Origin of the sequence: Luteimonas colneyensis, from assembly GCF_014836665.1 — a bacterium.
GTDB lineage: Bacteria > Pseudomonadota > Gammaproteobacteria > Xanthomonadales > Xanthomonadaceae > Luteimonas > Luteimonas colneyensis.
Genome location: NZ_JACSQJ010000007.1, coordinates 28218 through 48842, shown reverse-complemented (window position 1 = coordinate 48842; position 20625 = coordinate 28218). Strand labels below are relative to the sequence as shown.

The window sequence follows — 20625 nt, the reverse complement described above, 5'->3', positions numbered from 1 at the left end:
GGGGCCGCCGGTATCGCGATCGACTGGCCGGTCAGTGGCCGGACGAGGCGTCGATGCCTTCCTTGCTGTCGAAGATCGTCGCGTCGGCCTCGCCGGTGACGGTGAGGAACCCGGCCAGGCCCTTCTCGGCGCGCGACAGCGCGTGGTCGACCAGGATGTACTTGCCGGGGTAGTCGACCTTGAACTCCACCATGGTCGCGCCGCCCGGGGGCACCAGCGTGGTCTGCACGTCCTTCAGCGGCGGGCTGGTGAACGAGGCCAGGTCGTAGACCCGGTCGAACACTTCGCCGATCAGGTGGAAGCTCGAGACCAGGTTCGGGCCGCCGACGCCGAAGAAGATGCGGACCTCGTCACCCACCACGGCTTCCATGTTGAAGGTCTTGGTCAGCGCGTTCATCGAACCGTTGAACATCAGGTGCTCGGGCTTCTCGTCGAGCAGCTTGTCGACCGAGAACTCCTGCAGGCCGCTGGAGCCGTGCTTCTGCGCGGTGTAGAGCTCGCCCTGCATGACGTAGTACTCCTTGTCGACCTTGGGCAGGCCGCCCTCGGGCTCGACCAGGATCATCCCGTACATGCCGTTGGAGATGTGGTGGGCGATCATCGGCGTGGCGCAGTGGTAGACGAACAGGCCCGGGTGCAGCGCCTTGAAGGTGAAGCTCTTGGTCTCGCCGGGGCGCACCTGGGTCACCGCCGCGCCGCCGCCGGGGCCGGTCACGGAGTGGAAGTCGACCGAGTGGATGTTGATGCTGTCCTCGGCGTTCTTCAGGTTGATGGTGACCGTGTCGCCCTGGCGGATGCGCAGCAGCGGGCCAGGCACCGTGTTGTCGAAGGTCCAGTAGCGATAGGTGCTGCCGTCGGAGAGCTTGCCTTCCACTTCCGTGGTCAGCAGGTCGTAGGTGATGTGCTTGGGCGCGCGGTCGCCGACCGGCTCGCCGACCTGGGCCGGATCCTTGGCGACGTCGATCGCGGTGCTGACGACTTCCTTGACGTCGCCGACGATCAGCTTGCCGGCCATGCCCGCGAGCTTGTGTCCGGGGATCGTGCACAGGTACTCGAAGGTGCCGCCCTTGGTGGCGCGGAACACGATCGTGGTGGCGGCGCCTTCGCCGATCACCTGGTCGGACTGGGCGCCGAAGTCGGGCACGGCGATGTCATGCATGGCGCCGTCGGCGTTGGTCAGGGTGATCGCGACCACCGCGCCCTCGGGTACGCGCAGGTCGGGGTTGACCTGGTCCTTGATGGCGCCGGCGTTGCCGATGAACACCATCTGCCCGTCCTGGATGGCGGTGCGGAGGCTGAAGTTGACGTCGGCGACGGGCGTGACCGAGGACGGCCCCTGCGCGGCGACGTCCTGCGGGATGAAGCCGCCGGCGGCGGCGAGGGCGAACAGCAGTACCAGGTTTCTCATGGCGTGTTTTCCTAGCGGGTTAAACGGAGCTGGTGGGCATCGGAGGTGGTGCTCCTTCGCCGATGGGCTGCACGTTAGTCGCGCGCCGGAGAGGCGGCCATGACCTGGATCAAGCGCATACGCGCTGGTACGGAAATGCCGCCTGCTTGACCTGCGTCAGGGGTCCGGGAGCCACCTGTCGGGATAATCCAGGGCACGATGAACGCGCGTGCATTCCAGGCTTGGACGGGACGGCTGGCACTGCTGGCACTGCTGCTCCTGGTGGCCGTGCCGACCGCATCGCGCTTCGTGCACGCGGCGCATGGCACCGCCCACGTCCACGCCCTGGCGTCCACGATCCCGCATGGCCATGCGCACGGCGCGCTCCCCGTCGAGGGCTTGCGGCCGGACGGCCGTGCACCGCTCCGGCCGGCACCCGGCGACGCCGACTGCGACTATTGCCCGCTGCTGTCGGCGCTGCTGGCGCCGGTCGCGCTGCCGTTCCCTGCGCACATCCCGCCGCGGCTGCACGCGGCGATCCCGTGGCCCGCGTCGCCGCGGCTTCCATGGCTGCATCCCAGCGGGCTCGGGTCCCGCGGTCCGCCGCTGCACGGCTGACGACCGCCACGCGCGCCGGCGACGGCGCGCGCACTTCCCCGAATCCCCCTGTCCCATGGAGCTACCGCCATGTCGGTCCCGTATTGCCCCGCGATCCGCTCGTCCTGCCTCTGCCTCGCCATCGTGGCTGCGCTCGCCAGCCCGGTCCTGTCCGCCAACGACCTTGCCGCCGACGATGCCGCGGCCTCGGCCGAGGCAACGCGCACCGTCGACTTCGATGCGATGGTGGTCACCGCCGCCGCGCCGGTGTCCGCGCTCACCTGGGAAACCAGCCCGAAGCTTCCGCGCCAGCCGGTCCCGGCCAGCGACGGCGCCGACTACCTCAAGACCATCCCGGGCTTCAGCACCGTGCGCAACGGCGGCAGCAACGGCGATCCGGTGCTGCGCGGCATGTTCGGCTCGCGCCTGAACCTGCTCACCAACGACGGCGCCATGCCCGGTGCCTGCCCTTCGCGCATGGACAACGCCATGTCCTACATCGCGCCGGAAACCTATGACGCGCTGGTGGTCACCAAGGGTCCGCAGACGGTGCTCTGGGGTCCGGGCGCGTCGGCGGGCACGGTGCGCTTCGAGCGCGACCGCGAGTACTACGCCGAGCCCGCCTGGAAGCTCGCCGCCAGCGCGCTCGCCGGCAGCTGGGGCCGCAACGACCAGGTGGTCGACGCGACCTACGGCGCGCCGCTGGGCTATGCACGCATCAGCGCCAACCGCTCCGAGTCCGGCGACTACGACGACGGCAACGGCGACCGCGTCGGCTCGGCCTGGAAGAAGTGGAACGCCGACCTCGCGCTCGGCTGGACCCCGGACGAGGACACGCTGCTGGAGCTCGGCATCGGCATCGGCGACGGCCAGGCGCGCTACGCCACGCGCGGCATGGACGGCAGCCAGTTCGACCGCAGCAACTACAGCCTGCGCTTCGAGAAGGAGAACATCGGCATGGGCGCGCTGCAGGAACTCGAGGCCAGCGTCTACCACAACGTCGCCGACCACGTGATGGACAACTACAGCCTGCGCGAGCCGAACCCGCAGGGCTCGATGCCGATGCCCATGGCCTCCAACGTCGAGCGCAGCACCAGCGGTGGACGTGCCGCCGCCACGTGGCGCGGCGCCGCGTTCGAACTCGTCACCGGCATCGACGCCATGGACAGCCGCCACCGCCGCCGCAGCGCGATGGGCCGCGGCGCCTACCTGGCGGTGCCGTGGACGGTGGACGCGCGCTTCGACAACCTCGGCGTGTTCGCCGAGGGCACCTGGTTCCAGGGCGAGCGCGACCGCTGGATCGCCGGCGCGCGCGTGGATCGCGCCGGCGCCGAGGACGAACGCACGACGGTGGCCGGCGGGCACGGCGGCCAGGCGATGCCGAATCCGACCGCGGGCATGTCGCGCGAGGAGACGCTGAAGGCGGGCTTCGTCCGCTTCGAGCGGGACGTCGACAGCTCGCTGAGCTGGTACGCCGGCATCGGCCACACCGAGCGCATGCCCGACTACTGGGAGCTGTTCTCGGCCAACATGGGCCCGATGGGCGCGGCCAACGCCTTCGCCGGCCTCGACACCGAGAAGACCACCCAGCTCGACGTCGGCCTGCAGTACCGCGGCGAGCGCTTCGACGCCTGGATCTCGGCCTACGCCGGGCGCGTCGACGACTTCATCCAGTTCCGCTACATGGACACGATGATGGGCAAGCGGTCGATGGTGTCCAACATCGATGCGCAGACCAGCGGTGCCGAGTTCGGCGTCGAATACCGGCCGGACGAGGACTGGACGCTGGGCGGCAGCCTCGCGTATGCCCGCGGCAAGGACCGCGACAGCGGCCGCCCGCTGCCGCAGATGCCGCCGATGGAAGGCCGCTTCAGCGCCGACTGGGACAACGGCACCTGGTCGGCCGGCGCGCTGGTCCGCGTGGTCGACGGCCAGGACCGCGTCGCCGAGGGCTATGGCAACGTGGTCGGGCAGGACATCGGCCCCAGCGCCGGCTTCGCCACGCTCGCGCTCAACGCCGGCTACCGCTTCGCCAGCGGCGTGCAGCTGACCGCCGGCGTCGACAACCTGTTCGACCGCGCCTACAGCGAGCACCTCAACCTCGCCGGCAACGCCGACTTCGGATACCCGGCCGACGCGGTGCGGATCAACGAGCCCGGCCGGACGGCCTGGCTGCGGGTGGGCTACAGCTGGTGAGGCCCCGGGGCGGGGAGGCACGCGGGCTGGAGTCGCCGCGTGCCGATCCTGCCAGCGAGCTGCCGCCGCTGCTGGAGCGCGAGCTCCGCAACCTGCACGACTGCCTCTCGCGGCCCGTGTCCGCGTCGCCGTCGCCGTCCCGCGCGTGGGCGCAGGGACGACTCCCGGGTGCTGGCGCAGCCTCAGCCCGCCACGGCGGGCAGGACCTCGCGCACGCGCTCCAGCGGACGCGCCAGGCGCACGCCCAGGGCGGTTTCGACGAACGGCCGCTCGATGAGGATCGGTTCGCGCACCATCGCGTCCAGCAGCGCGTCGTCGTCGAGCATGGGATCGTCGAGGCCGAGCTCGGCGTAGACCGCTTCCTTGCGGCGGATCGCGTCGCGCACGCCGATGCCGGCGGCGGCGACGAGTGCGGCCAGGCGTTCACGCGTGGGCGGCGTCCGCAGGTACTCGATGACTTCCGGTTCGATGCCGGCCTCGCGGATCAGCGCGAGCGCGTTGCGCGAGGTGCTGCAGCGGGGGTTGTGGTAGATCACGGCGTGCATGGGGGCTCCTGCGATGCGCCACGGCCGCGCGGCGCGGGACGCCAATGTAGTCGCTCGCGGCCCGCGTTGCGCCGCCGTCGCCGCTTGCGCCATGATCGGGCGCAGTCCTGGGAGGAGGGTTCCGATGTTCGATCGCATGCAGTGCAACGGGGTGTCCGGATGAGCCTGGAGATCGTGCCGGTCTGGAAGCGGGTGACGCCGGAGCTGTCTTCGGAGCTGATCGCGATGTGGGCGCGCAACCGCGCGCTGCCGGATCCGACGAAGGCGGCCGAGCGCGCGGCGCAGGCCGTGGCGGTCGGGCGCGACACGGAGACCGGCGCGCTGTGGGGCGTCGGCACCGCGGTGCTGGGCATCGTGCCGTCCTTCGGCCAGCCGACGTACCTGTACCGGCAGTTCTTCGACGTCGGCGCGCGCGGCCTGAAGCAGACCATGCCCTTCCTCAATTGCATCCGCGAAACGCTCGAGGCCTACAACGCCTCGCTGCCGAAGCCGGAGTCGGTGGGGGTGATGATCGAGCTGCAGAACGACGAGATGGCGCAGCGCTACCGCGACATGTTCGAGGAAGAGGCGCGCGCGCACTTCATCGGCTGGTCGCCCCGCGGCCGCCAGCTGCGCATGATGTACTTCAAGGGCGCGAAGATCATGCTGGCGCCCGACGCGGTGCCGAGGCAGCGGCCGACGGGTCCCTGAACGCGGCGGCGCGCCGCCGCGCCGCCCGCGTTTCACCGCGTCGCCACGCCCCGGGTCGGATCGTGTCTCCTCCCACCCACGAGGGCACGCACCATGGCACGCGGAACCCATGACCAGGCGCAGCTGCACGAGCTGCTGTACCAGGGGCTCGAGACCGAGCTCGGCGGCGAGCAGATCTACCTGAAGGCGATCGAGTGCGCGGTCAACGACGGCCTGCGCAAGGAATGGACCGAATACCTCGAAGAGACGCGCATGCACCAGCAGGTGCTGATGTCGGTCTTCGAGCAACTCGGGCTCGACCCCGCCGCCCGCACGCCGGGGCGCGACGTGGTCGCGCACCACGGCAAATCGCTGGTGAAGGCGATGGAGCTGGCGCAGGCCGCCGGCGACCCCGCGGCCGCCGAGCTGGTCGCGGCGGAATGCGTGGTGCTGGCCGAAACCAAGGACCATCTCAACTGGGAGCTGGTCGGCTACGTCGCGAAGAAGGCCACCGGCGACGTGGGCAAGGCGCTCAGGGAGGCCTACGAGCAGGTGGAACAGCAGGAAGACCATCACCTGTACCACACCAAGGGCTGGTGCCGGGAGCTGTGGCTGAAGTCGCTCGGGCTGCCGGCGGTGCTGCCGCCGCCCGAGGAGGTCAAGAAGGTGGAAACCGCCATCGGTGCCGCGCGCGCGGAGAACGCGCGCGACCAGATGCGCAAGCGCTGACGGCGATGTCGGCGGCGCGCCGTGACCCTGGCGGCCCCGGCGCGCCGCGCGCCCGGAGGCGTCCCCGCGCTATGCGGGACGCAGCAGGCGCAGGCCGAACCAGTCGCGCGGATCGTTCCAGGCCGCGGCCACGCGCAGGCCGGCATCCGCGGCCAGCGCCGCGATGCGGGCGTCGGTGTACTTCTGGCTCTGCTCGACGTGCATCTCTTCGCCCTGCGCGAACGCGAAGCGGCGGCCGTCCACGGTGACCACCTGCGCGCGCAGGCTTTCGAGCGTGGTCACGATGCGGCCCTCGTCGCGCAGGTAGCGGGCGCGGTGCGCGAACGATGCCGGGTCGAAGTCGCTGCCGACATCGCGGTTGAGCCGGTGCAGCAGGTTGAGGGTGAACTCCGCGGTGACGCCGGCGGCGTCGTTGTAGGCGGCCTCGATGATGGCCGGATCCTTCTCGAGGTCGAGCCCGAGCAATGCCGCGCCGTTGGTGCCCATGGTGTCGCGCATGGCCGACAGCAGGCGCACCGACTCCTCGCGGGTGAAGTTGCCCAGCGTCGAGCCGGGGAAGAACACCAGCGCCGAATCCGCCTGGCGCGCCGGTGGCGGCAGCGGCACCGGGCAGGTGAAGTCGGCCAGCACCGGCAGCACCTCGAGGTCGCCGAACTCGCGGTCGAGCCGCTCCGCGCTCGCGGCCAGGGCCGAGCGCGAGATCTCGATGGGCGTGTAGGCGACCGGGTCTTCGAGCGCGTCCAGCAGCAGGCGCGTCTTGCGGCCGCTGCCGCTGCCATACTCCACCACGTGCACGCGCGGGCCGGCGGCGCGCGCGATGTCGGCGCCGTGCTCGGCCAGCATCGCCAGCTCGACCCGCGTCGGGTAGTACTCCGGCTGGCGGGTGATGGCCTCGAACAGCTCCGAGCCGCGCTGGTCGTAGAAGTACTTCGACGGCAGCCGCTTCGGCGTGGCGGCCAGGCCGCGCAGGACGTCGCCGGCGATGTCGTCGTCGCTGGGATGGAGGTCGGTGATGCGGAGCGGCGTGGTCAATCGGGATCCTTTGCCAGCCTGAGGCCGGAGAACTGCCAGCGCGAGGGTGGCGCGAAGAAGTTTCGGTAGGTCGCGCGCGCATGCCCTGGCGGCGTCGCGCAGCTGCCGCCGCGCAGTACCTGCTGGCCGCTCATGAACTTGCCGTTGTACTCGCCGAGCGTGCCGGGCAGGGGGCGGAAGCCGGGATACGGCGCGTAGGCGCTCGAGGTCCATTCCCAGCAGCGGCCTCGGCCGGCGAGGCCGGGCGCGGCGGTTTCCCATTCGGCCTCGGTGGGCAGGCGCGCACCCGCCCAGCGTGCGAAGGCGTCGGCTTCGTAGAAGCTGACGTGGCGCACGGGCGCGTCGGGATCGCGCTCGCGCCAGCCGGCGAGGGTGAACTCGCGCGTGCCGTCGGCGTGCCAGTACAGCGGCCGCTGCCAGCCGGCGCGCTGCGCGTGCTCCCAGCCATCGCTGAGCCACAGCGCCGGGGTGCCGTAGCCGCCATCGGAGACGAAGGCGGCGTACTCCGAGTTGCCCACGGGACGCGCGGCGATCGCGTGCGCGGGCACCAGCACGCGGTGGCGGGGGCTTTCGTTGTCATAGGCGAAGCCGCTGCCGGCGGTCGGCCATGGCGCGGCGCCGATCCAGTCGATCGCCTCGTCGCGGGCCAGCCAGTCCGGACCGGTGCCGGACTGGGCGTCCATGGAAGGCGGGGCGCAGTCCGGCGCGGAGGCGGCATCGAAGCAGGCCGGCTGCAGCGGATTGCACCAGAACGCGTGCTTGATGTCGGTCAGCAGCAGCTCCTGGTGCTGCTCCTCGTGGTGGGTGCCCAGCAGGAGCACGTCCAGCGCCGCTTCATCGACATCGTCCCGCTCCAGGCGTTCGAGCAGACGATCGTCGATGCGTCGGCGCCAGTCGAGCACCTCGGCCAGCGTCGGTCGCGACACCAGGCCGCGCTCGGCGCGGGCGTGGCGCTCGCCGGCGCCGACGTAGTAGCTGTTGAACAGGTAGTCCCAGCCGGCAGGCATCGCCGAGGCTGCGTCGCCGAGCACGAAGCGCGAGAAGAACCAGGTCGTGTGCGCGAGATGCCACTTTGCCGGGCTGGCGTCGGGCATCGACTGCAGCTGCGCGTCCTCGGGGGAGAGCGGCGCGGCCAGGGCCAGGGTACGTGCACGGACCTGCGAGTAACGGGTGGCGAGGGCGGACGCCATGCCCGCAGCATACGCGCTGCCGCGCGGTCCTTCCGGGCGCGCGGCAGCGTGCACGATGGTGTCCTGCACGCTTGCCACTCAGGCCAGCGTCCGCAGCTTCGGCTCGCGCGCCCACTGCCGCGTCTTCGCCACGGCGACGAAGCCCTTCGCATCGCCGGCCTCGACGGTTCCCGCGTCCCGGCCGACGCCGCCGGCCTTGAGCAGCGGCGCCGCGCCGGCATCGGAAGCGATCGCCTTGAGATGCGCCCAGGCATTGGACACGAAGTCGACCGCGGCGGATTCCTTCGCGAGCTTCTTTCCCGCGGCCTCGGACAGCAGCACCGCGACCGCATCGAACACCTGCGACGGGGTGCCCGCGAGCTGGCCGTCGGCGGCCTGCTTCTTCCCATCGGACAGCACGGCACCGCCCAGCTTCGGCGCCACCAGCCTGACGGTCGCGCCAGCGGCCTCCGCGGCCTTGCGCAGCGCCTTCAGCGCCGCGGCATCGCTGCCTTCGTCGAAAAGGATGCCCACGCAGCGCCCCTTCAGCGTGTCCTTCATGCGGCCGATGATGCGCACCTCCGGCGCCGGGGGCAGGTCCTGCGCCGGCATCGCCGCCGGGGGTGCCGGCGGCAGCGCGTCCATGCCCAGTCCGTCGGCCACGCGGGTGGCGAGCGCCTCGTCGACGTGGCGCAGCTGGCCGACCATGCGCTCGCGCACCTTCGGCGTCTCCACCTTCGACAGCTCGAACACCAGCGCCGACGCCAGGTGCGCCTGTTCGGGCGCCTCCAGGCTGCGGAAGAACATGCGCGCCTGGCTGAAGTGGTCGGCGAAGCTTTCCGGACGCAGCCGACCCTTGGCGCCATCGTCGGCCGAGGCGTGGCTGCGGAACCCGGCCGGCGCGTCGGCGCGCGGGCTGTCCTCCTGCAGCGAGCTCGGCTCGTAGTTCACCCGTCCGCGCGGCACCTGCATCTGCATGTGGCCGTCGCGCTGGTGGTTGGCAAAGGGGCACTTCGGCTGGTTGATCGGGATCTGGTGGAAGTTGGGGCCGCCCAGGCGGATCAGCTGGGTGTCGAGGTAGGAGAACAGCCGCCCCTGCAGCAGCGGGTCGTTGCTGAAGTCGATGCCGGGCACGAGGTTGGCAGGGCAGAACGCCACCTGTTCGGTCTCGGCGAAGAAGTTGTCCGGCCAGCGGTCGAGCACCATGCGTCCGACCACCTGCAGCGGCACCAGCGACTCGGGGATGATCTTGGTCGGGTCGAGGTGGTCGAAGGGGAAGGCCTCGGCCTCTTCTTCGGTGAACAGCTGCACCGCCAGCGTCCAGGCCGGGAAGTCGCCGGCCTGGATCGATTCGAACAGGTCGCGGCGGTGGTAGTCGTTGTCGGCGGCCTGCAGCTTCACCGCCTCGTCCCAGACCGTGGACTGGACGCCGAGCTCCGGCCGCCAGTGGAACTTGACGAAGGTGCTGCGGCCTTCGCCATCGAGCAGGCGGAAGCTGTGCACGCCGAAGCCTTCCATCATGCGCAGCGAACGCGGGATGGTGCGGTCGCTCATCGCCCACATGATCATGTGCATGGACTCGGGCGTGAGCGAGATGAAGTCCCAGAACGTGTCGTGGGCGCTGGCCGCCTGGGGAAACGCGCGGTCGGGCTCCATCTTCACTGCGTGCACCACGTCCGGGAACTTCATCGCGTCCTGGATGAAAAACACCGGGATGTTGTTTCCGACCAGGTCGAAATTGCCTTCCGCGGTGTAGAACTTCACCGCGAAGCCACGCACGTCGCGCGGCGTATCCACCGAACCGGCGCCGCCCGCCACCGTGGAAAAGCGCGCGAACACCGGCGTACGCGTGCCGACGTCGGTGAACAGCTGCGCCCGGCTGTACCGCGCCAGCGATTTCGTCAGCTCGAAGTAACCGTGCACAGCGGAGCCACGCGCATGCACGATGCGCTCCGGGATGCGCTCGTGGTCGAAGTGGGTGATCTTCTCGCGGAGGATGAAGTCCTCCAGCAGCGTGGGGCCACGGGGGCCCTGCTTCAGCGAGTTCTGGTTGTCGGCGATGACCACGCCCTGGTTGGTGGTCAGCGGCGGGCGCTTGCCGCCGGCCTGCTGCTGGTACTCGCCGCCGTTGCCCCGGGGGGCATCGAATTCAGGGTCCGCGCCCGCGGACCGGCCCACGCTGCCGGCCGGTTTCGCTTTCGGAGCCTTGGTCGCGGTGGGTGGCTGCGCGCCGGGCGGGGTGGTCGTGGGGGTACGGGGCCTGGCCATGCGCTGCTCCTTCGCGGGGGAGCAGGCATGGTGTGGGCTGCGGCGTAAAGCCGACGTGGCGGCAGCTGCGGGGAGGCTTACACCACGTCCGGCTCGCTGAACGCCTCCGGCTGGTCCTCGGCCGAGCCGATCGGGATGCAGCTGCAGAACACGTTCTTGTCGCCGTGCACGTTGTCCACGCGCGCCACCGGCGGCCAGTACTTCTGCAGGCGCAGCGAGGGCAGCGGGAACACGGCCAGTTCGCGCGGGTAGGCGTGGGTCCACTCGCTGGCCGACACCTGGGCGGCGGTGTGCGGGGCGTGCTTGAGCGGGTTGTCCTCGCGGTCCAGGCGGCCGTCCTCGATCGCGCGGATCTCCTCGCGGATCTGGATCATCGCGTCGATGAAGCGGTCGAGCTCGTGCAGGCTCTCGCTCTCGGTCGGCTCCACCATCAGCGTGCCCGAAACCGGGAAGCTGAGCGTGGGCGCGTGGAAGCCGAAGTCGATCAGGCGCTTGGCCACGTCCTCGGCGCCGACGCCGGTGGCATCCTTCAGCGGGCGCAGGTCGAGGATGCACTCGTGCGCGACCAGTCCGTTGCGGCCGGTGTACAGGGTCGGGTAGTGCGGCTCCAGCCGCTTCGCCACGTAGTTGGCGTTGAGCAGCGCCACCTGGGTGGCGCGGCGCAGGCCTTCGGCGCCCATCATCACGATGTACATCCAGCTGATCGGCAGGATGCTGGCCGAGCCGTGGGTGGCCGCGGACACCATGCCGACCTCGCCCTCGCCGCCGAACGCGCGCGGCAGGAACGGCGCCAGGTGCGACTTCACCGCGCAGGGACCGACGCCGGGGCCGCCGCCGCCGTGCGGGATGCAGAAGGTCTTGTGCAGGTTGAGGTGGCTGACGTCCGAGCCCCACTTGCCGGGCCGGGCGACGCCGACCAGCGCGTTCATGTTGGCGCCGTCGGTATAGACCTGGCCGCCGTGGGCGTGGACGATCTCGCAGATCTCGACCACGTCCTCCTCGAACACGCCGTGCGTGGACGGGTAGGTGATCATGATCGCGGCCAGGCGGTCGGAGTACTTCTCCGCCTTGGCGCGGATGTCCTCGACGTCGACGTTGCCGTTGGCGTCGCAGCGGGTCACGACCACGGTCATGCCGACCATCTGCGCCGAGGCCGGGTTGGTGCCGTGCGCGGACTCGGGGATCAGGCAGATGTCGCGGTGGCCCTCGCCCTTCGAGGCCAGGTAGGCGCGGATCGCCAGCAGGCCGGCGAATTCGCCCTGGGCGCCCGAGTTGGGCTGGAAGCTGACCGCGTCGTAGCCGGTGATCTCGGCCAGCATCGCCTCCAGGCCGTCGATCAGTTCCCTGTAGCCCTCGACCTGGTCGGCCGGTGCCAGCGGATGGATCTGGCCGAACTCCGGCCAGGTGATCGGGATCATCTCGGCGGTGGCGTTGAGCTTCATGGTGCACGAGCCCAGCGGGATCATCGTGCGGTCCATGGCCAGGTCCTTGTCGGCCAGGGCGCGCATGTAGCGCAGCAGTTCGTGCTCGCTGTGGTGGGTGTTGAACACCGGATGGGTCAGGAACTTCGTGCTGCGCGGCAGGCCGGCCGGCAGGGCGTCGGCAGTGGCGGCGTCGAGCGCGTCGATGTCGTCCACGGCGCCGCCGAACAGCGCGGCCAGCGCGGCCACGTCCTCGCGGGTCGTGGTTTCGTCGAGGCTGATGCCGACGCTGCCGGCGTCGATCGCGCGCAGGTTGATGCGCGCCTCGCGCGCCTTCGCGTGCACGGCCGCGGCGTCGATGCCGGTGACGTGCAGGGTGTCGAAGAAGTCGTCGCCGACGGTGGCGCCGGCCTGGCGCAGCGCCGCGGCCAGGATCGCGGTGAAGCGGTGCACGCGGCGCGCGATGCGGGTCAGGCCTTCGGGACCGTGGTAGACGGCGTACATCGACGCCATCACCGCCAGCAGCACCTGCGCGGTGCAGATGTTGGAGGTCGCCTTCTCGCGGCGGATGTGCTGCTCGCGGGTCTGCAGGGTCAGGCGGTAGGCGGGATTGCCCTCGGCGTCGACGGACACGCCGATCAGGCGGCCCGGCATCGAGCGCTTGAACGCGTCGCGGCAGGCCATGTAGCCGGCGTGCGGGCCGCCGAAGCCGAAGGGCACGCCGAAGCGCTGGGTGTTGCCGACCACGATGTCGGCGCCCCATTCGCCGGGCGCCGCGATCACGGTCAGCGCCAGCAGGTCGGCGGCCACGGTCACCACGCCCTGGCGCGCGTGCACGGCCTCGGCCACGGCGCGGTAGTCGTGGATGCGGCCGAAGGTGTCGGGGTACTGCAGCAGCACGCCGTAGCTGTCGACGGTGGCGGCGTCGGCGTCGTCGCCCACGTGCAGCTCGATGCCCAGGCCGCCGGCGCGCGTGCGCAGCACCTCGAGCGTCTGCGGATGCACGTTCTTCGACACGAAGAACACGTTGGACTTCGACTTCGCCGAGCGCTTGGCCAGCGTCATCGCCTCGGCGGCCGCGGTGGCCTCGTCGAGCAGCGAGGCGTTGGCGATCTCCATGCCGGTCAGGTCGGCCAGCATGGTCTGGAAGTTGATCAGCGCTTCCATGCGGCCCTGCGAGATCTCCGCCTGGTAGGGCGTGTAGGCCGTGTACCAGGCCGGGTTCTCGAGGATGTTGCGCAGGATGACGTTGGGGACATGGGTGCCGTAGTACCCCTGTCCGATGAAACTGCGGAAGACGGTGTTGCGGTCGGCGACGGCGCGGATCTTCGCCAGCGCGTCGACCTCGGTCATCGGCGGCGGCAGGGCGAGCGCGGCGGCCGAACGGATCGAGCCGGGCACGATGGCGTCGGTCATGGCGTCGAGCGAGTCGTGGCCGACCACGCCGAGCATGTGCGCGATCTCGGCGTCGTTGGGGCCGATGTGGCGCGAGACGAAGGCGTCGTGGTGCTCGAGCGAGCGGAGGGAGGCGGGCTTGGACATGGCGGTCGGGACTCTGGCGGGCGCGGGAGGGCCGCGTGCACGCACGCGGGGCGCCCCTCTGTCCTTTTGCCTGAGAGTTCGGGACGGGCGCGAGCCTGTCCCATGCACCTTCGGCGCCGGGTTTGACCGGTCTCTCCAGAGTTGTCCCCACCGGCGGTACGTGGGCCTGAGCGATTACGGGCGTTGCGCCTTCGGCAGCCGTCCCGGTGGACCGGGGGCGGCTTCTCCCGCTGGAGGGTCTAGCGACGGCGATTATAGCCCGCAGCTCCTTCGCAGGAGCGGCCATGGCCGCGACATGCCGTGCCGCGGGTCCTGGTCGCGGCCATGGCCCCTCCTGCAGGAGGGCGGGCGGTATCCTTGTCGGCCCGCCCCCGTCCGCGCCGGCCTCCGTGCCGGCGCTTGCCCATGCCTCCGCACCTCCCCAAGTCCATGGGCCGCCTGGCCCTGCTGCTGGCCGGCCTGTCGATGTTCGGCCCGTTCTCGATCGACGCCATCTTCCCGGCGTTCCCGGCCATGGGCGCCTCGCTGGGCGCCGACAAGCTGGCGATGCAGCAGACCATCAGCGCCTACCTCGTGGCCTATGCCGCGATGAGCCTGGTGCACGGCCCGCTGTCGGATGCGCTGGGCCGGCGGCGGGTGATCCTGGCCGGCCTGCTCGTGTTCACCGCCGCCTCGGTGGGCTGCGCGCTGGCCGACGACCTGGCGACGATGCTGGTGTTCCGCGCGCTGCAGGGCCTGTCCGCGGGCGTGGGCCTCATCGTGGGGCGCGCGGTGATCCGCGACGTGCTGCACGGCGACGACGCGCAGCGACTGATGAGCCAGGTCTCGATGATCTTCGGCATCGCGCCGGCGATCGCGCCGGTGATCGGCGGCTGGATCCTGGGCTGGGGCGACTGGCACGACATCTTCTGGTTCCTGGTCGGCTTCGCCGCGCTGCTGTTCGCGGCCACCTGGGCCTGGCTGCCGGAAACCCATGCGCCGGAGCACCGCAGGGCGCTGGCGCCGCGCGGCATGCTGCGCGACTACCTGTCGATCTTCGCCAACCGGCGCTTCCAGCGCCTCGCGGCGGCCGGTGCGCTCAACTTCGCGGCGCTGTTCCTCTACATCGCGTCGGCGCCGGCCTTCGTGCTCGACCTGCTGCGGCTGGACGAGCGCAGCTTCGCCTGGTTCTTCGCGCCGATGATCGGCGGGATGATGCTCGGCGCCTTCACCTCCGGCCGGGTCGCGGGGCGGGTGGCGCACGCCACGCAGGTCAACATCGGCTTCGCCTGCTGCGGGCTGGCGGCGCTGGGGAACGTGGCCTACGGGCTCCTGGTCGACGTGCCGACCGTGCCCTGGGCGGTGCTGCCGATCGCGCTCAATGCGTTCGGGGTGGCGATGGTGTTCCCGGTGCTGACGCTGGCCATCCTCGACATGTATCCGCGGCAGCGGGGCTCGGCGTCGTCGCTGCAGGCGTTCACCAGCCTGGCCCTGAATGCGGTGGTGGCGGGCCTGTTGTCGCCGCTGGTCAGCGGCTCGACCGCGACGCTCGCGGTCGCGGCCGCGGCGTTCACCGTCGCCGGCTGGCTGGTCTGGCGGCTCGAGCGCCACCACGTGAAGCGGCTCCCGGCGGGCGAGGCCGTGCCGCCGGCGCCGGAGCCGCCCGGGCACGTCTGAGCGGCGCCGCCAAGGGAAAGGAGGCCGCGCGGGCGGGAGGGTCCGGGGCGCGCGGGGCGTCCAGGCCGCGGACGCGCCCGCCCGCCGTGGCCGTCAGCCCGCCGTGGCGTCTCCGGCCGCGTCGCCTTCGACCGCATCGCGGTCGACCGCGGGCGCTGCCGACGCCACGGGCGCCTGCCAGCCGCAGGTCTTGCCCTCGTTCTGCTCGACCAGCCATTCCTGCAGCGGCGCGAAGTACTCGAGCACCGCGGAGGCGTCCATGGTCTCGCCGCCGGTGAGCTCCTTCAGCGTCTGCTGCCAGGGCTGGCTGTTGCCCTTGGACAGCATCGCCCAGAACTTCTCGCCCGCCGCCTTGTTGCCGGCGAAGCTGCAGGCGTTGAGCGGACCCTGGTGGCCGGCGGCATCGCACAGCGCCTTGTAGAACTGGAACTGCAGCACGTGCGACAGGAAGTAGCGCGTGTACGGCGTGTTGCCCGGCACGTGGTATTTCGCGCCCGGGTCGAAGAACTCCTCGCCGCGCGGCGTCACCGGCGCCACGCCCTGGTAGCGCGCCTTCAGGTCCCACCACGCCTGGTTGTAGTTGTCCGGCGTGATCGAACCGTCGAACACGCCCCAGCGCCAGCGGTCGATCATCAGGCCGAAGGGCAGGAAGGCCACCTTGGACAGCGCCATGCGCATCTGCGCATTGATCAGCGCTTCCCGGCCGGGGGCGGCACCTTCGGCGAGGCCGATCGACTGCAGGTACTCCGGCGTCATCGACAGCACGATGGTGTCGCCGATGGCCTCGTGGAAGCCGTCGTGGGCGCCGTTCTGGAACAACGGCGGCTGCTGGCCGTAGGCCAGGTAGTAATAGACGTGCCCGAGCTCGTGGTAGATGGTGGTGAAGTCTTCCTCGTTGGGCTTGATGCACATCTTGGTGCGCACGTCGCTGGCGTCGGCGTTCATCTGCCAGGCGCTGGCGTGGCAGACCACGTCGCGGTCGCGCGGCTTGATGAACTGGGTCTTCTCCCAGTACGACTCCGGCAGCGCCGGCATGCCCAGCGAGGTGTAGAAGCCCTCGGCCTGGCGGGTCATGGCCTTCGCGTGCTCCAGCTGCGCCGCGCGCGCGACCTCGACGCGGCCGTCGGTGGGCAGCAGTGCGTTCTCGCGGGTCAGGCGCTCGTTGAGGCCCGCCTGGTACTGGCGCTCCAGCGCGCCGGTGACGTCGAGCTGGCTGGCGTTGGGGTAGGGCGCGAGCAGCGTCCAGAGGTTGCTCCAGTCCTGCTGCCACATGTTGCCCATCAGGTGCGCGGGCAGCATGCCGTTGACCGAACCCTTGCCGGGATACTCGGCCTCCAGGCGCGTGCGCGTATAGCAGTGCAGCTGCTCGTACAGCGGCTCGACCTGGTTCCAGAGGCGGTCGGTCTCGGTGGCGAGCTCGGCCGGCGTCATGTCGTAGCCGGCGCGCCAGAGCTCGCCGGCGTCGGCGAAGCCGAGGTCGCGCGCGCCCTCGTTGACCAGGGCGGCGAAGCGCACGTAGTCCTCGCGCATCGGCTGCGAGATCGTGTGCCAGCCCTGCCAGGCCTCGAGCTGGGCGTCGTAGTCGCGATCGTTGCGCAGCACGTCCTCGAGCTGGCCGAGCTGGCGGCAGCTGCGGGCCTCGCCCTCGCCGGTGCAGTACTCGCCGCGGCCGTAGGTGCCTTCCATCTTGCTGGCCAGCGCGGTGAGCTCGGACAGTTTGGCGGGGTCGCGCGGCGGCGGCATCGGCGTGCCGAGCTTGAGCAGCGCGATCGCGCGCTCGGTGGCCGGCGACATCTCCTTGCCCTCGAAGCGGCGCGACTGCTCCACCCACTGCTGGGTGCGCGCCAGGAAGCGCTCGTTGCCCTTGGACGCGACCAGTTCGCTGTCGCCGTTGCTGTATGTCGACGCGATCCACTGCGATGCCGTGTACTCCGGCATCAGCTGGGCGAACTCCTCGTTGACGCGGGCGATGAACTGGTCCGCCGTCTCCTTCTCCAGCTGGGCCTGCGACGGGCCGCCGTCGGGGCCGGGGGCGGTGGACGGCTCGCGGGAGCAGGCGGCAAGGACCAGGCCGGCGGCGACGGCGAGGGCAAGGCGGGTGCGTGGCTTCACGGTGCATCTCCGGTGGCGCCCGGGGGCGCGAACCCACGCAGGCTAGTAGGCGGGTGGCGCACCCGCAAGTGAGGTCGCGTCAGCCGGTGGGCAGGCCGCGTTCGGCCAGCCAGGCGCGCGCATCCCCGGCGTCGTGTTCGAACCAGGCGCGGGTGGAGCCAAGGCGGAAGGTGTAGCCCCAGGCGTCCATGTCGGCCATCAGCCGAGCGCTGCCAACCCCCGGTAGCTCATCCGCGAGCACGATCTGCAGGTAGCAGGTCGCGTCCTCCTCCGGCACCGAATCGGTGGCGTCGGTATGCACGAGCTCGCGGCGCTCGGGCGGCAGCACGATCAGGTGGCAGGCCTCGTGCAGCAGCGAGTGCACGGGCGTGTCGGCGCGGGCGTACACGCGCGCGCCGATGATCCCGGCCTCGGGCGCGCCCCAGTAGCTGCCGGGGATCGGCGCGTCGTCGTCGACGGCGACGAGCTCGAGCCCGTGGCGCGCGAGCAGTGCGGCGGCATCGCCGGGCGCGATGTCGCCCAGCCGGAGCACCCCCACGCCTTCGTCCACCTCCCCTGTAGGAGCAGCTACAGCTGCGACCACACCCCCCGCAGCTGTCTCCGGACCTGCGCCGGGAAGCGGGGTTGCGACGGTCGCAGCTGTAGCTGCTCCTACAGGAGCGGTGGGGGCGTGCGGCACGTGCTGCGCTCAGCCGGTGGCCGCGCGCTCGTCGGTCAGGGCGACGGTGATGTCGAGCACGTCGTGCTCGCCGTCCTTGGTCAGGTCCACCTTCACCGCGTCGACGTCGACGCTGACGTACTTGCGGATCACTTCAAGCAGCTCGCGCTGCAGCAGCGGCAGGTAGTCCGGCGCGCCGCGGCTCGAGCGCTCCTGGGCGACGATGATGCGCAGGCGCTCCTTGGCGATCGAGGCGGTGTTCTTCTTCGCCTTGAGGAAATCGAACATGCCCATGCCTCAACCCCCGAACAGCTTGCTGAAGAAACCCTTCTTCTCCAGCTGTGTGAACCGCATCGGGCGCTCTTCGCCGATGATGCGGGCGACGGCGTCGTCATAGGCCTGGCCGGCCTGCGACTCCAGGTCCAGGATCACCGGCTCGCCCTTGTTGGACGCGTTGAGCACGTCGCCCGACTCCGGGATCACGCCGATGGTCTTCAGGCCCAGCACTTCCTCCACGTCGGAGATCGACAGCATCTCGCCGGTCTCGACGCGGGCGGGGTTGTAGCGGGTCAGCAGCAGGTGCGACTTCACCGGCTCGCCGTTCTCGGCGCGGCGGGTCTTGGAGTCGAGCAGGCCGATGATGCGGTCGGAGTCGCGCACCGAGGACACCTCGGGGTTGACCACCACCACCGCCTGGTCGGCGAAGTACATCGCCAGGAACGCGCCCTTCTCGATGCCGGCCGGCGAGTCGCAGACGATGTAGTCGAAGCCGTCGTCGGCCAGCTCCTTCAGCACGCGCTCGACGCCTTCGCGGGTCAGCGCGTCCTTGTCGCGGGTCTGCGACGCGGCCAGCACGTAGAGGTTGTCGAAGCGCTTGTCCTTGATCATGGCCTGCTTGAGCGTGGCCTCGCCCTGGACGACGTTGACGAAGTCGTACACCACGCGGCGCTCGCAGCCCATGATCAGGTCGAGGTTGCGCAGGCCGACGTCGAAGTCGATGACCGCGACCTTCTTGCCGCGGCGCGCCAGCCCGCAGGCCAGGCTCGCGCTGGTGGTGGTCTTGCCGACGCCGCCCTTGCCGGACGTGACTACGATGATCTCGGCCAAAGTCTCTCTCCTGTGTGCGCGCTTCAATCGAGCGCTGCTATTTTCAGCTGGTCGCCGTCCAGCCAGACCTGCACGGCCTTGCCGCGAAGGTCGGCCGGAAGATCTTCCAGCACCTTGTAGTGTCCCGCGATCGCCACGAGTTCGGCATGGAACTCGCGGCAGAAGATGCGTGCCTTCGCGTTGCCCTGCGCGCCGGCCAGGGCGCGGCCACGCAGCGCGCCGTAGATGTGGATCGAGCCGTCGGCGATGACCTCGGCGCCGGCGCCCACGGCGGCCAGCACGGTGAGGTCGCGGTTGTCGGCATAGACCTGCTGGCCCGAGCGCACCGCGCTGGCCTGCATCAGGCCGGGTTCGCCGGCGCGTGCCGCGGTGGCGGTGGCGGCCGGCGCCGGCTCGGCCGCGCGCGGCGCGGGCGCCGGGGCAGGGCCTGCGTCCGCCGCCGGGCTGCCGCCCGCGGGTTCGTACTGGGCGCGGAACTTGGCCAGCAGCGGCAGGCCGAGTTCGACCGCGAGCCGTTCGTTCTCGCTGCTCCCCCAGGCCAGGGCCACCGGCAGGGCGCCGGCCTCGCGCAGCGCGTCCAGCAGGGCGCGCGCGGTGGCGACGTCGGGCAGCGCCGGCAGGCCGCCGAAATCGACGACCACGGCGCCGCGCGCGAACAGCTTCGGCGCGCGCTGGACGCGGTCACGCATCTCGGCGGCTAGGCGGTCGATGTCGAGGGTGCGGACGCGCAGGTTGGCGATGCCGACCTGTCCGATCCGGAGTTCGCCCGCGGGTTCGAAGCTGGCGGCCGCTGCGCCCTGTGCCTTCGCCATCACCGGGTGCCCGTCGCGAGGCGGGCCTCGCCGAGCGGGCGCTGCTGCGCCAGCCAGGGCACGTCGGGCAGGTCGTCGCCGTAGTGGTCGCGGACCCAGGCGTAGCTGCACAGGTCCTTGGTCAGCATCGAGGCGCGGATGCCGGTGTCGGGCATGACGTGCTGGCCGACCTCGCGGAAGCCGAAGCTGCCGTGGAAGATGCGCGCGGTGTCGCTGTCGTGTTCGACGAACACTTCGCAGGCCAGCACCGGGTAGCGGACTTCCGCGTAGCTCTGGATGTCGGCGTACAGGGTGCGGCCGACGCCACCGCCGCGGCGGCGGCTGGCGACCACCACGCGGTCGATGTACATGAAGTCGGGATGGCGCTCGGCGAACCAGCGGAAGTTGCTGCCGTCGTGGCCGCGACGCGAGCCGAAGCCGATCAGGAAGCCGGCGAGCGTGCCGTCGCGCTCGGCGACGCGGAAATAGTCGGCGGTGTCGAAGAAATGCCGGAGCCGCGCCGAATCGAGCGGCAGGATGGACGGACCGGCGGCGTTGTTCAGGGCAAGGACGGAATCCAGCTCGTGCTCGCGCACGTCGCGGACGACAATCGACATTCCAGACTCCGGGGTGTGGCCAATGACGCCAACGTCGCGCGCGGTGGGGCGGGGCCAGCCATCGCGCGGCGGTCGACGGCGGCGATTATCGCATGGTGCCGATCCGGCGGGTGACCGGAGGCATGACTT

At 70.9% G+C, this 20625-nt stretch carries 17 protein-coding genes and 2 riboswitches; of the genes, 5 read left to right on the top strand and 12 right to left on the bottom strand.

Annotated elements, in window-relative coordinates; translation table 11 throughout:
- Positions 1 to 31 precede the first annotated feature (31 nt).
- Complete coding sequence (gene nirK / locus H9645_RS11785; protein WP_191729890.1) at positions 32 to 1408, bottom strand: copper-containing nitrite reductase; 1377 nt, start codon at positions 1406 to 1408, stop codon at positions 32 to 34.
- Between the two features lie 198 nt (positions 1409 to 1606).
- Between nirK and H9645_RS11780 the strand changes: the two genes are divergently transcribed.
- Both H9645_RS11780 and H9645_RS11775 read left to right on the top strand, forming a co-directional pair.
- Positions 1607 to 2005 (top strand): DUF2946 family protein, encoded by a 399-nt coding sequence (locus H9645_RS11780; RefSeq protein WP_191729889.1) that lies wholly within the window; start codon positions 1607 to 1609, stop codon positions 2003 to 2005.
- A gap of 69 nt (positions 2006 to 2074) precedes the next feature.
- A complete protein-coding gene (locus tag H9645_RS11775) occupies positions 2075 to 4180 on the top strand; it encodes a TonB-dependent copper receptor (RefSeq protein ID WP_191729888.1) in 2106 nt (701 codons plus the stop codon).
- Positions 4181 to 4362: 182 nt separating this feature from the next.
- Here the strand turns inward: H9645_RS11775 and arsC are convergent, their stop codons facing one another.
- On the bottom strand, positions 4363 to 4725 hold the full coding sequence (gene arsC / locus H9645_RS11770; RefSeq protein ID WP_189494091.1) for an arsenate reductase (glutaredoxin): 363 nt from the start codon (positions 4723 to 4725) through the stop codon (positions 4363 to 4365).
- Between the two features lie 159 nt (positions 4726 to 4884).
- Here arsC and H9645_RS11765 point away from each other — a divergent pair, with 159 nt between their 5' ends.
- The gene (locus H9645_RS11765; RefSeq protein ID WP_191729887.1) at positions 4885 to 5415 is read left to right on the top strand and encodes a hypothetical protein; all 531 of its coding nucleotides are present in this window, start codon (positions 4885 to 4887) and stop codon (positions 5413 to 5415) included.
- A 93-nt stretch (positions 5416 to 5508) separates the two neighbouring features.
- Entirely contained in the window at positions 5509 to 6123 is a 615-nt protein-coding gene (locus H9645_RS11760) for a hypothetical protein (RefSeq protein WP_191729886.1), read from the top strand.
- 69 nt (positions 6124 to 6192) lie between these two features.
- Here H9645_RS11760 and egtD read toward each other — a convergent pair whose 3' ends face one another.
- From egtD to gcvP, 4 genes are all read right to left on the bottom strand, one after another.
- Positions 6193 to 7155, bottom strand: coding sequence for an L-histidine N(alpha)-methyltransferase (gene egtD, locus H9645_RS11755; protein ID WP_191729885.1), 963 nt, complete (start codon positions 7153 to 7155; stop codon positions 6193 to 6195).
- Entirely contained in the window at positions 7152 to 8345 is a 1194-nt protein-coding gene (egtB, locus tag H9645_RS11750) for an ergothioneine biosynthesis protein EgtB (protein ID WP_191729884.1), read from the bottom strand. Before egtB ends, egtD begins: the two co-directional genes overlap by 4 nt.
- Before the next feature lie 78 nt (positions 8346 to 8423).
- The gene (locus H9645_RS11745) at positions 8424 to 10592 is read right to left on the bottom strand and encodes a catalase (RefSeq protein ID WP_191729883.1); all 2169 of its coding nucleotides are present in this window, start codon (positions 10590 to 10592) and stop codon (positions 8424 to 8426) included.
- 77 nt (positions 10593 to 10669) lie between these two features.
- The gene (gene gcvP, locus H9645_RS11740; protein WP_191729882.1) at positions 10670 to 13555 is read right to left on the bottom strand and encodes an aminomethyl-transferring glycine dehydrogenase; all 2886 of its coding nucleotides are present in this window, start codon (positions 13553 to 13555) and stop codon (positions 10670 to 10672) included.
- A gap of 53 nt (positions 13556 to 13608) precedes the next feature.
- Positions 13609 to 13699: riboswitch (glycine riboswitch) on the bottom strand.
- Positions 13700 to 13795, bottom strand: a riboswitch (glycine riboswitch).
- A gap of 165 nt (positions 13796 to 13960) precedes the next feature.
- Here gcvP and H9645_RS11735 point away from each other — a divergent pair.
- On the top strand, positions 13961 to 15211 hold the full coding sequence (locus H9645_RS11735; protein WP_191729881.1) for a multidrug effflux MFS transporter: 1251 nt from the start codon (positions 13961 to 13963) through the stop codon (positions 15209 to 15211).
- 93 nt (positions 15212 to 15304) lie between these two features.
- On the opposite strand, the gene H9645_RS11730 is transcribed toward H9645_RS11735, so the two are convergent.
- The 6 genes from H9645_RS11730 to H9645_RS11705 form a co-directional block, all read right to left on the bottom strand.
- Positions 15305 to 17323, bottom strand: a complete 2019-nt coding sequence (locus H9645_RS11730; RefSeq protein ID WP_191729880.1) for a M2 family metallopeptidase — start codon at positions 17321 to 17323, stop codon at positions 15305 to 15307.
- A 79-nt stretch (positions 17324 to 17402) separates the two neighbouring features.
- A complete protein-coding gene (locus H9645_RS11725; protein WP_425490244.1) occupies positions 17403 to 17906 on the bottom strand; it encodes a hypothetical protein in 504 nt (167 codons plus the stop codon).
- 105 nt (positions 17907 to 18011) lie between these two features.
- Positions 18012 to 18275, bottom strand: a complete 264-nt coding sequence (gene minE, locus H9645_RS11720) for a cell division topological specificity factor MinE (protein WP_189494102.1) — start codon at positions 18273 to 18275, stop codon at positions 18012 to 18014.
- Positions 18276 to 18278: 3 nt separating this feature from the next.
- A complete protein-coding gene (minD, locus tag H9645_RS11715) occupies positions 18279 to 19088 on the bottom strand; it encodes a septum site-determining protein MinD (protein ID WP_191729879.1) in 810 nt (269 codons plus the stop codon).
- A gap of 23 nt (positions 19089 to 19111) precedes the next feature.
- Positions 19112 to 19900: a septum site-determining protein MinC gene (gene minC / locus H9645_RS11710; protein ID WP_191729878.1), complete on the bottom strand. Its 789-nt coding sequence runs from the start codon at positions 19898 to 19900 to the stop codon at positions 19112 to 19114.
- Complete coding sequence (locus tag H9645_RS11705; RefSeq protein WP_191729877.1) at positions 19900 to 20496, bottom strand: GNAT family N-acetyltransferase; 597 nt, start codon at positions 20494 to 20496, stop codon at positions 19900 to 19902. The genes minC and H9645_RS11705 overlap by 1 nt, the downstream gene beginning before the upstream one ends.
- Positions 20497 to 20625 lie beyond the last annotated feature (129 nt).